The sequence below is a fragment of the Terrabacter sp. P5_B1 genome (assembly GCF_056400505.1).
In genome coordinates, this window is the sequence record NZ_JBFULD010000154.1 from 1 (window position 1) to 9,712 (window position 9,712).

A 9,712-nucleotide genomic window follows, 5' to 3' on the forward strand; every position below is an offset into this window, starting at 1 on the left:
GGGCGTTCCCGGATGCCCGACTGCAGGGCGGTCACCGGYAGGCCGTCGGCCCGGTCGAGGACCTCGTCGGGGTCGTAGAGCACGGCCCGCTCGCTCGGGCCGCCCCACCCCTCGGCGAGGTTGCGGCCCGCGTGGCCGATGACGACGACGCGGCCGCCCGGCCGCACCGCCTCCACCGCGGCCCGCAGCGCCTGCCGCCACTCGTGGGCGGGCAGCTGGAGGTAGCAGATCAGCGCGAGGTCGTAGGCCGCCGGGCCGCCTGGCGCCGGCTGCGTGGCATCGGCGACGAGCGGGGTCAGACGGCTCGCGTCGCCACCGAGCCGGTCCGCGGCCAGCGAGCGCATCCGGTCGACAGCCACCGACGAGTAGTCCGACGCGACGACGGTCCACCCCTGCTCGACCATCCAGATCGCGTTGCGGCCCTCGCCCGCGGCGAGGTCGACCGCGTGGCCGGGTGTCAGCGGCCCGATGATCTCGGCCACGAAACGGTTCGGCTCGGCGGACCACACGAGGTCGTGGGCGGCATACCTCTCGTCCCAGTACTTGGCGTCCACGTGCCCTCCTCGTCGTTGGCAGCGTCGCGCGACGCCGGCGAAACCCATTGTGCCGCCACGGGTCTCGTGCGTCACGAAACCAGTTGGGTCGTTCGGGCCGCGCGTAGCGTGGATGGCGGAAAGGCAACCATCATGACCGTCCACGTCGACGATGCGCCGACCACCATCGCCGACGACGTGGGCCTGCTGCTCAGCCGAGTGAGTCGAGCCACGGCTCGAGGTGCCCGAGCACGTCCTCGGGTGCCTCGAGCTGCGGCGTGTGACCCACCCCGTCGAGGTATGCCGTGCGCCAGGCCGGGTTGAGCCGTGCCGCCCGGCGCGCGGCCGAGATCGGCACGAGCCGGTCGTGCGTGCCGTGGATGAGCAGCACGGGCACCTGCAGCTCGCGCATGATCCGGTCGTACTCGCGGCGCCCGCGCAGCACCCGCAGGAGCGAGCGGGCCGCGCCGAGGAACTCCGCCTCGGGGTCCGGGAGCGAGCGCCGCCAGGCGGCGAGCTCGATGCCCGCTGCCACGACGTCCTCGTCCGCCCGGGAGGGGTCGGCGAAGCACAGCGCCACGGTGCCGAGCACGCGCTGGCGGTCGCTGAAACGGGTGTTGTAGTGGGTCAGCACCAGCTCGCCGACCCGCGGAACGGCATACATCGCGAAGGTGGCGGCGACCTGCGGGTCGAGGCGGGCGCCGGGGTTCGGCAGGGCCGGGTCGACGAGCGCGAGTCCGGCGACCTGCTCTGGGCGGCGGTCGGCGAGCAGCAGGCTCACCATCCCGCCCATCGAGTTGCCGACGAGGACCGCCGGACCGCCGAGCACCTCGTGGACGAAGCGACTGAGCAGGGCGGCGTTGTGGTTGACGCTCGTGTCCCGACCGAGCGCCGGGGTCAGGCCGAACCCCGGCAGGTCCAGCGCAACGACGCGGCGGCGCTCGGCGAGCGCGGGCGCGATGCCGACCCAGTTGAGGTGCGACCCGCCGAGTCCGTGGACGAGGACGACGGGCGGCAGCTCGTGCCCCGCCTCCGGCGGGGTCGCAGGTCCGCCGAAGTCGACCCACTGGACGGGACCGTCGAGGTCGGCGGTGCGGCTGACCCCGCCCCACCGGGAGGCGAGGTCGAGAGGCGTCATGGACGGCGGTGTCGTCATGAAGGCAGGTTACCGCCGGTCACTTGCGCTCCGCCGCGGCGTTCGCCGCGCGGGCCCGCAGGTGGCGCGCCTGCGGGGCGTTGTCACTGAGGTCGGCCGCCCGCTCCCACGCGACCGCGGACTCGGCCGGTCGCCCCAGCCGGTCGAGCAGCTCGGCTCGCACGACATGGAGGGGGGCGTATGCCGGGAGGTCGAGACCGTCGAGCAGGCCGAGCGCCACCTGCGGGCCGTCGAGCTCGGCGACGGCGACGGCCCGGTTGAGCCGGACGACGTCGGTCGGTGCGAGGCGAAGCAGGTGGTCGTAGAGCGCGACGACCTGGGACCAGTCGGTGTCCGCCGCGTCCGTGGCGTCGGTGTGGACGGCGTTGATCGCGGCCTGCAGCTGGTAGGGGCCGGGGGCGCCCCGACGCAGGCACCGGCGGACGAGCGCGTGACCTTCGGTGATCACGGCCGCGTCCCACAGCGAGCGGTCCTGGTCGGCGAGCCGCACGAGCTCGCCGGAGGCGTCGGTCCGCGCCGGACGGCGGGCCTCCGTCAGAAGCATGAGCGCGAGCAGACCCACGGCCTCCGGCTCGTCGGGCATCAGCTCGACGAGCACGCGCCCGAGCCGGATCGCCTCGGCGGCGAGGTCGGGACGGCCGAGGTCGTCCCCCGCCGTCGCCGTGTGCCCTTCCGTGAAGACGAGGTAGAGGACGGCGAGAACCGACGTGACGCGGGCGGGGAGGTCCTCGTCACGCGGCACCCGGTACGGGATGCCAGCCGTGCGGATCTTGTTCTTGGCCCGAACGATCCGCTGGGCCATCGTCGCTTCCGGGACGAGGAACGCGTGGGCGATCTCGGGCGTCGTCAGGCCGCCGAGCAGTCGCAGGGTCAGCGCCACCTGCGCCTCCCGCGAGAGGGAGGGGTGGCAGCAGGTGAAGACCAGGCGAAGTCGTTCGTCCTTCACGGGTCCCTCCTCGTCCGGGCCGTCAGCCGGATCGGCTGCGTGGAGCGCCACCGACTCGGCCTGACGCGCCTCCCGGGTGGACTCGCGCCGGAGGCGGTCGACGGCCCGGCGGCGAGCGGTCGTGATGATCCAGCCTGCCGGGCTGGGCGGCATACCCTCGCGGGGCCAGCGCTCGACGGCCACCGTGAACGCGTCCTGCACGGCGTCCTCGGCAAGGTCGATGTCGCCGAGGGCCCGGATGAGCACGGACACCGCCCGCCCATGCTCGGCACGGAAGACCCGGGCGATGTCCGCGCTCGTGACAGCCATGACGTCGGTGCCGTCAGCGGTCGGTCGGCGCCTGGCCGGGCTCGCCCTCACCCTGGAACGGGCGCACCTCGACCGGCAGTCCGGTCGCCTTGGCGATGCGCTCCGCCCAGCCGAGGACGACGTCGTAGTCGCCCGAACGGACGATGGAGACGCCCCCGAGGTGCTCCTTCGCCTCGACGAACGGTCCGTCGGTGAGCACGGCGTCCGCGACCGCGCCGGATGTGCGGATCGTCGTCGCGCTGCCCTGGTCGGCGAGCCCACCAGCGAACACCCAGCCGCCGGCGGCGCGGATGTCGGCGTTGACGACCTCGAGGTCGGCCATGACCTGGGTGAGGTCGAGGTCCGCGGGCGGCGGCCCGTCGGGCGAGAAGAGGCTGATGAGATAGGTCTTCATGGTGATCTCCTCCTGCCGGCGCTGCCGGCCGGTCCCGGGTGCACCCTCCGTGCACCTCCACCCACTACACGAACGCGGTCCGGCGAAATCGACAGATCGGCGGGTTGGCCGCGGCGATCAGGGGCGGGGCCGCTGCTCGACGAGGCCGACGAGGTTGCCCTCGGAGTCGACGACGAAYGCCATCCACTCGTCGGTGCCCACCGGGCCGAGCGTGTCGTCGTCGTGACCGAAGATGACGTGCGGCTCGCTGCGCACCTCGACCCCGGCCCTCCGCAGCCGGCCCACCGTGGCCTCGAGGTCGTCGACCCGCAGGTAGTGCAGGGCGCTCGGCGCGCCGGCGTCGAGGAGCAGTCGCACGCCGTCGAGGTCGAAGAAGACGAGTCCCGGCGGGTCGTACGTCGCGAGGGGCTCCTCGCCGAGGAGGTCGCGGTAGAAGGAGGTGGCCCGGCCGAGGTCGTCGGCGTGCTGGGCGATCTGGACGAGTCCCATCCACCGACGGTAGCCCGGCCCGACACAATGGGTCCATGACCGATCACCGGCCCGTCGAGACCTGGCTCACCGACATGGACGGCGTCCTCGTCCACGAGGAGGACGCGATCCCCGGAGCCGCCGAGTTCATCACTGCGCTGGAGCAGTCCGGCAGGTCCTTCCTCGTCCTGACGAACAACTCGATCTTCACGCCGCGCGACCTGCGGGCCCGCCTGCTGCGAAGCGGGATCGACGTGCCGGAGAAGGCGATCTRGACGTCCGCGCTCGCGACGGCGCAGTTCCTCGCCGAGCAGCGACCCGGGGGATCCGCCTATGTCGTCGGCGAGGCGGGGCTGACGACGGCCATGCACGACGTCGGCTACGTCATGACCGACCGCGACCCCGACTACGTGGTCCTCGGCGAGACCCGCACCTACTCGTTCGAGGCGATCACCCGCGCGGTCCGCCTGATCGAGCGGGGCGCCCGCTTCATCGCGACCAACCCCGACCCGAGCGGACCGAGTCCCGCAGGCACGCTGCCTGCCACCGGGTCGGTCGCGGCCCTCATCTCGACGGCGACCGGCCGGCAGCCCTACTACATCGGCAAACCCAACCCGCTCATGATGCGCAGCGCCCTCAACCGCCTCGACGCGCACTCCGAGACGACGATCATGGTGGGCGACCGCATGGACACCGACATCATCAGCGGTCTCGAGGCGGGACTGCGCACCGTCCTCGTGCTCACCGGCTCGACGAGCCGCGAGCAGGTCGAGCACTTCCCGTACCGCCCGAGCCGCATCGTCGCCTCCGTGGCCGAACTCGTGCAGTTCGTCACCGACGAGGACCGCGAGCAGCGCTGAGCCGCAGGGCAGCCCTTGAGCCGCAGTGCGAGATGGCGCGAGTGGTGCCGCGACTGGTCGCACATGTCAGGAAGTGGGCACTCGACCTACCCTCCCGTCGAGTGCACACTTCCGAGGCGCTCGAACAGCGTCAGCTCCGGCGGAACAGCCGGCGCCACCACGGGCCCTGCGTCTCGAGCTCGGCGGCGCGGGCTGTGGCTCGCTCCTCCCTGGCCCGGCGCTGCTCCTCCTCGAGCTCGGCGCGCAGCGGTCGCCAACGCTCGACCATCTCGTCGACGTCGAGCGTCTTGGCGATGAGGGGCGGCAGGTTCCCCACGGCCGGGCGCAGCCGGTCGGCGAGGACGCGCGTGTTGTAGTCCTCGATGATCTCGCGCACCTGCGCCTCGGTGCGGACGTCGACGAGGGACTCGGGATAGCCCGATGCCTCCTTGCGCAGCGCCAGCGCTCCGGGCAGCGCACCGCCGAGGTCGAGGTTCTCGCGCGCCGCGAAGCGCTTGACCCACCAGTCCGGGTCGCCGGAGTCGCTGAGGTCGAGGGGCTTTCCGGCGCCGGGCAGGTTGTCGAAGTCCCCGCGCTCCTGTGCCTCGCGGATCTGCTTCTCCACTGGGCTCTCCCAGTACGGCTGGCCCGTCATGCGATCCACGCTAACCCAAGGATCCGACGTCGACCTCGTCGACCTGCAGGCCCGCTCCTGTCACTGACGGACTGTCATGACGAAAAGCATTGTGTTGCAAGGGATTTGATCGGCCGTGCTCTTGATCTCGGATTCGAACACCTGTATGATTGAGGCATGAGCCAGAGTGCGGAGCGGATCGAGGAGGACTGGGACCACGTCGCGTCCCTGGCCGCCGATCTGCACGACGCACACGCGCGGCTCGTGGACTTCGTCGCAGCAGTCCTCGCCGACGGGTCGTGGCAGGCCGCGGGCCTGCGTTCACCCGAGCACTGGTTGATGCTCCGTGCCGGGCTGTCGCGAGGCCAGGCTGCTGCGGTCGTCCTGCTGGGCCGTCGGACCGGTGAGCTTCCCGCGACCGTCGCAGCGCTGCGGGAGGGCCGCATCAGCCTGGACCAAGCGGCGGTCGTGGCCCGGCACACTCCGGCCGAGTTCGACGCGACCGTCGCCGAGTTCGCCCAGCACGCGACCGTGACGCAGCTGCAGCGCTCGGTCAGCCGATACGACTTCACCCTCCACCCCGACAGCGTCGCCGACGACGACGGCGCCCTCCCCGGCGAGCTCGTTCCCGACGGGCAGGACGGTCACGTCGATGACCAGGGGCCGGAGCCGGCCGCACCGGCCCACCTGAGCATGAGCGTCGACGGCGAGGGCAGGTTCCGGTTGCGCTACGACGCACCGGCTGAGGTCGGCGCCCTCGTCGAGGCCGCCCTCGCCGAGGCCAAGGACCACCTCTTCCACACGCTCAGCGCTGAGGGCGACGGCGTGGGCGGCATCGTGGACGACGGGCAGAAACGAGCTCTGGACGGCGACGTCAGCGACCCGGACCGGTTCCCCAGCGACGGGGGACGCCCGCGCGTCACCCGGGCTGACGCGCTTCTCCTGCTCGCCACCCGGTCCCTCGACGCAGCGGGCTCGAGCGACTCGGGTGGCGCGGCACGCAGAGCGCGCTACCGGGTGCAGGTCCACCTCGACACCGACGGCGGCTGGCTCACGGCTCGACCCCGCCTCCCGCAGACGATCATGAGGGGCCTGACCTGCGACGGGACCCTCACCCCCGTGTGGGAGACCGACGGGCATCCGGTCAACGTCGGCCGCGCCCAGCGGGTCGTCCCGCACCGCACTCGGGTCCTCATCCTCGACCGGGACCGCGGCTGCCGCTTCCCCGGTTGCGGCTCCACCCGGAACCTCGAGATCCACCACCTGGTCCACTGGCGAGACGGTGGACCCACCGACGACTGCAACCTCCTGGCCCTGTGCGCCTTCCACCACGACGGGCACCACCGCCGCGAGTTCACCATCGACGGCGATCCCCGCCGCCTCGACGGGCTCGTCTTCCAGACCTATACCGGACTGCTCATCGGCCCACCGCGTCCACCTCGCCTGGCCTCGGCCGACGAGCCCGACCGGAAGGATCCGCCGGAGCGACGCAGACCACGGTCCCGGCTCGGTCGGCGCTATCCCGCCCCGACCGGTGGACCGCTGCACCTGCACCTCGTCGACTTCACGCCGACCTGACGACGACGTCGTGACGAGCGTCGGTCTCGCTGCGCTCGACTGGGCGGTGCTCGTCGTGCACGGCCCGACCAACGGGTCATCATCGTTCACGGCGCGACCGCGGTGCCCCCTCGGGCAGCAGGCCGCGGACTCTGGTCCCGTCATGGACACGAAACGAGGATCCCGGGCCGGGACCGATGAGCGTCCTGCGCGCCATGACTGCCGCTGACCTCCCGAGGGTTCCCGCCGTTCCCGGAACTGCTGACCTACGACCGCCCGCTGTCCGACGGAGTTGCCTGACCCACCTCTCCGGAGCGATGTCGCGCGCGATGGGACTGCACGACCGCGATGACGACGCACACGACCAGCCCCAGGAGGATCAGCGGACCGGCAGCCAGGAGGCCGAGGAGCACCACGGCCTCCGAGGGCGGCAGGGAGCAGCCGAAACCGATGCCGCTGCACCCGCCCGTGGCGCTGTGGTCCGGGAGCACCACGTGCAACACGAGCACGAGGAGCGCCGGGAGGACCCAGAGCACGCCGAGGGCGAGGAGGTACGGCCGAACGCTGCGTGCTGCCACGGCGCCACCCTTGCCCACCTTGGCCGGCCCCGCATCGGCGTCCCTACTCAACCGGCGACGGCTAGAGGTCCTTACGGAGGTGCACGTCGGCCGAGTCCGACGTCGGGACTCCCTCCCAGCGGAAGATCTCGCGATAGCCCTGCTTCTCGTAGAAGGCCGGCGCCTGGAACGTGAACGACGTGACGAAGACGTGGGTGCAACCGCGCGCCCGCGCCTCGGTCTCGAAGTCGGCGAGGAGCCGTTCGCCCAAACCCGTCCCGCGTGCCTGCTCACGCACCCACGTCATCCCGATGCCGGCCGCGACGCCCCAGGTCCAGCCGCTGACGCCGGCCACGAGCTCCCCGTCGCCGTCGACGACCCGGACGGTCAGCTCGCGCGCCGCGGGCGTGCCCACGGTCGCTGCGGCGTTCACTGCGTCCAGCTCGTCGGACAGTCGCTGGTCGAGGGGCGCGTCGGCCTCGCCGACGACCGACCGATATCTCGTTGCCTCACCCATGACGGGCCATGCTGCCACCGGCCCGGTCAGAGCCGCGCGATGACCTCGTCGAGCATCGCCTCGGTGAGCTTGCCCGTGAAGGTGTTCTGCTGGCTGACGTGGTAGCTGCCGACGAGGCGCACCACCCTCCCGCCGGAGGTCGTGAGCACGGCCTCGGCGCCGTGGCCGAAGCGCGGCTTGGGTCGAGGCACGCTCCAGCCCCGCCGACGAGCAGCACCGAGCGCCGCGTCCCAGGCGATCGACCCGAGCGCGAGCATCGAGCGCAGCCGTGGCTCCGACAGCTCGAGGTCGCGGTCGAGCCAGGGCGCGCACGTCGCCTTCTCCTCGGTCGTCGGCTTGTTGGCCGGTGGCGCGCACCGGACGGTCGCGACGATGCGCAGTCCCGTCAGCACGAGGCCGTCACCCGACGCGACCGACGTCGGCTGGCTGGCGTACCCCCCGCGGTGGAGGGCGGCATACAGCCAGTCGCCGGAGCGGTCGCCGGTGAACATGCGCCCGGTCCGGTTGGTGCCGTTGGCCGCCGGCGCCAGACCGACGATGAGCACCTCCGCGTCGGGGTCGCCGAAGGACGGCCCCGGGCGTCCCCAGTAGGGCTGGTCGGCGAACGCCGCGCGGCGTCCCCGGGTGGCGACCGACTCGCGCCACTCGACGAGCCGTGGGCACGCGCGGCACACGCTGACGCGGGCGTCGAGCTCGCGTATGCCGTCCGCCGCCTTCGCGAGTCGGCGCACCTGCGCGGGGGTGGCCGCCACGGGCGTCTCGGCTGCGGCCGGGTCACCGGGCCATCCGGAGCCGGCCGGGACCGGGGACAGGAAGAGGCCTCCCGTGACGGGGTGCTGGGCCGGGTTCGGCATGGCGGCAGGGCACATGACCCCCACGGTAGGCGGGACCCGCGCAGACGGCATACGGACCCGGCGACGTCGTGAGACGGTGCAGGCAGGAGCTGACCGGTGAACCGGAGCCGGCCCGCAGGCGTCTCCGGTTCAGGGAGCCCCAGTGAGGAGGTGGCGGCGGCATGCCGCTGGACGACGAGGCGGTCGCGGAGATCTACCGCGAGCACGGGCCGATGCTGCGACGCGTCGTGTGGCGCGCGACGAGCGATGCCAACCGCGTCGACGACATCGTCCAGGAGGTCATCCTGCGCGTCTGGAAGCAGGCGCCCGAGGCCGAGAACCTGCGCGCCTACCTCATCACGACCGCCCGCCACCTCATCGTCGACCAGTACCGCGCGGCCGGTCGCCGTCCGCAGCAGGCCCAGCTCGTCGACGTCGCCGAGCAGGACTCCGCGCTCGACCGGGCGCTCGACCAGGTGCTCGTCGAGGAGGCCCTCGGCCGGCTGCAGGCCAACCACCGTGAGATCGTGCGTCACCTCTATTATGAGCGGCTGACCGTCGCCGAGACCTCCGAGCGGGTCGGGGTGCCCGAGGGCACCGTGAAGTCTCGCGCCTACTACGCCGTGCGCAACCTGCGCGTCATCCTCGACGAGATGGGAGTGAACCGATGAACCCCGGATCGGGCGACGTGCATGCCCTGCTCGGCGCCTACGTGCTCGGTGGCCTGTCCGACGAGGACCACCGCACCTACAGCGAGCACCTGCGCACGTGCGGACCGTGCCAGGCGGAGCTCGGCCAGGTGTCCGGGCTGCCCCGGCTGCTCGACCTGGCCGGCCCCGAGGGCGGTCCCCACCTGGCCGACGGTCCCGCCGCCGTTCCGGAGCCCCTCTCGTCCGAGCAGGGCGATGCGCGCGTCACGACCCTGCTCGGCGAGGTCGCGCGGCGCCGTCGCCGCCGGCGCACCTGGCT

13 protein-coding genes are annotated in these 9,712 nt (G+C 72.5%); 4 read left to right on the forward strand and 9 right to left on the reverse strand.

The window, feature by feature from the left end; all coding sequences use genetic code 11:
* The 5 genes from AC1DP0_RS12365 to AC1DP0_RS12385 form a co-directional block, all read right to left on the reverse strand.
* On the reverse strand, nt 1–554 hold a 554-nt coding region (locus AC1DP0_RS12365; protein WP_478084855.1), incomplete at its 3' end, for a class I SAM-dependent methyltransferase.
* A gap of 190 nt (nt 555–744) precedes the next feature.
* Nucleotides 745–1,689, reverse strand: a complete 945-nt coding sequence (locus tag AC1DP0_RS12370; RefSeq protein ID WP_478084856.1) for an alpha/beta fold hydrolase — start codon at nt 1,687–1,689, stop codon at nt 745–747.
* A 19-nt stretch (nt 1,690–1,708) separates the two neighbouring features.
* Nucleotides 1,709–2,944 (reverse strand): RNA polymerase sigma factor, encoded by a 1,236-nt coding sequence (locus AC1DP0_RS12375; protein ID WP_478084857.1) that lies wholly within the window; start codon nt 2,942–2,944, stop codon nt 1,709–1,711.
* Nucleotides 2,945–2,957: 13 nt separating this feature from the next.
* Nucleotides 2,958–3,338, reverse strand: a complete 381-nt coding sequence (locus AC1DP0_RS12380; RefSeq protein ID WP_478084858.1) for a YciI family protein — start codon at nt 3,336–3,338, stop codon at nt 2,958–2,960.
* Nucleotides 3,339–3,455: 117 nt separating this feature from the next.
* Nucleotides 3,456–3,827, reverse strand: a complete 372-nt coding sequence (locus AC1DP0_RS12385; protein WP_478084859.1) for a VOC family protein — start codon at nt 3,825–3,827, stop codon at nt 3,456–3,458.
* A gap of 35 nt (nt 3,828–3,862) precedes the next feature.
* Here AC1DP0_RS12385 and AC1DP0_RS12390 point away from each other — a divergent pair, with 35 nt between their 5' ends.
* Nucleotides 3,863–4,666: an HAD-IIA family hydrolase gene (locus tag AC1DP0_RS12390; protein ID WP_478084860.1), complete on the forward strand. Its 804-nt coding sequence runs from the start codon at nt 3,863–3,865 to the stop codon at nt 4,664–4,666.
* A gap of 130 nt (nt 4,667–4,796) precedes the next feature.
* On the opposite strand, the gene AC1DP0_RS12395 is transcribed toward AC1DP0_RS12390, so the two are convergent.
* Nucleotides 4,797–5,300, reverse strand: coding sequence for a DnaJ family domain-containing protein (locus AC1DP0_RS12395; protein ID WP_478084861.1), 504 nt, complete (start codon nt 5,298–5,300; stop codon nt 4,797–4,799).
* Between the two features lie 156 nt (nt 5,301–5,456).
* Between AC1DP0_RS12395 and AC1DP0_RS12400 the strand changes: the two genes are divergently transcribed.
* Nucleotides 5,457–6,857, forward strand: coding sequence for an HNH endonuclease signature motif containing protein (locus AC1DP0_RS12400; protein WP_478084862.1), 1,401 nt, complete (start codon nt 5,457–5,459; stop codon nt 6,855–6,857).
* A gap of 245 nt (nt 6,858–7,102) precedes the next feature.
* Here the strand turns inward: AC1DP0_RS12400 and AC1DP0_RS12405 are convergent, their stop codons facing one another.
* From AC1DP0_RS12405 to AC1DP0_RS12415, 3 genes are all read right to left on the reverse strand, one after another.
* Entirely contained in the window at nt 7,103–7,414 is a 312-nt protein-coding gene (locus AC1DP0_RS12405; RefSeq protein WP_478084863.1) for a hypothetical protein, read from the reverse strand.
* A 61-nt stretch (nt 7,415–7,475) separates the two neighbouring features.
* Nucleotides 7,476–7,910, reverse strand: coding sequence for a GNAT family N-acetyltransferase (locus tag AC1DP0_RS12410; RefSeq protein WP_478084864.1), 435 nt, complete (start codon nt 7,908–7,910; stop codon nt 7,476–7,478).
* 26 nt (nt 7,911–7,936) lie between these two features.
* A complete protein-coding gene (locus AC1DP0_RS12415) occupies nt 7,937–8,779 on the reverse strand; it encodes a uracil-DNA glycosylase (protein ID WP_478084865.1) in 843 nt (280 codons plus the stop codon).
* A 146-nt stretch (nt 8,780–8,925) separates the two neighbouring features.
* On the opposite strand from AC1DP0_RS12415, the gene AC1DP0_RS12420 reads away from it, so the two are divergent.
* Nucleotides 8,926–9,414, forward strand: coding sequence for a sigma-70 family RNA polymerase sigma factor (locus AC1DP0_RS12420; RefSeq protein ID WP_478084866.1), 489 nt, complete (start codon nt 8,926–8,928; stop codon nt 9,412–9,414).
* A partial coding sequence (locus tag AC1DP0_RS12425; RefSeq protein ID WP_478084867.1) for a zf-HC2 domain-containing protein occupies nt 9,411–9,712 on the forward strand: 302 nt, incomplete at its 3' end. The genes AC1DP0_RS12420 and AC1DP0_RS12425, both read left to right, overlap by 4 nt.

Excerpts from the sequence above, each read along its gene's own strand:
- AC1DP0_RS12370 (WP_478084856.1), bottom strand. The coding sequence starts at position 1,689 with ATGACGACACCGCCGTCCATGACGCCTCTCGACCTCGCCTCCCGGTGG.
- AC1DP0_RS12375 (WP_478084857.1), bottom strand. The coding sequence starts at position 2,944 with ATGGCTGTCACGAGCGCGGACATCGCCCGGGTCTTCCGTGCCGAGCAT.
- AC1DP0_RS12380 (WP_478084858.1), bottom strand. The coding sequence starts at position 3,338 with ATGAAGACCTATCTCATCAGCCTCTTCTCGCCCGACGGGCCGCCGCCC.
- AC1DP0_RS12395 (WP_478084861.1), bottom strand. The coding sequence starts at position 5,300 with ATGACGGGCCAGCCGTACTGGGAGAGCCCAGTGGAGAAGCAGATCCGC.
- AC1DP0_RS12400 (WP_478084862.1), top strand. The coding sequence starts at position 5,457 with ATGAGCCAGAGTGCGGAGCGGATCGAGGAGGACTGGGACCACGTCGCG.
- AC1DP0_RS12410 (WP_478084864.1), bottom strand. The coding sequence starts at position 7,910 with ATGGGTGAGGCAACGAGATATCGGTCGGTCGTCGGCGAGGCCGACGCG.
- AC1DP0_RS12415 (WP_478084865.1), bottom strand. The coding sequence starts at position 8,779 with ATGTGCCCTGCCGCCATGCCGAACCCGGCCCAGCACCCCGTCACGGGA.
- AC1DP0_RS12420 (WP_478084866.1), top strand. The coding sequence starts at position 8,926 with ATGCCGCTGGACGACGAGGCGGTCGCGGAGATCTACCGCGAGCACGGG.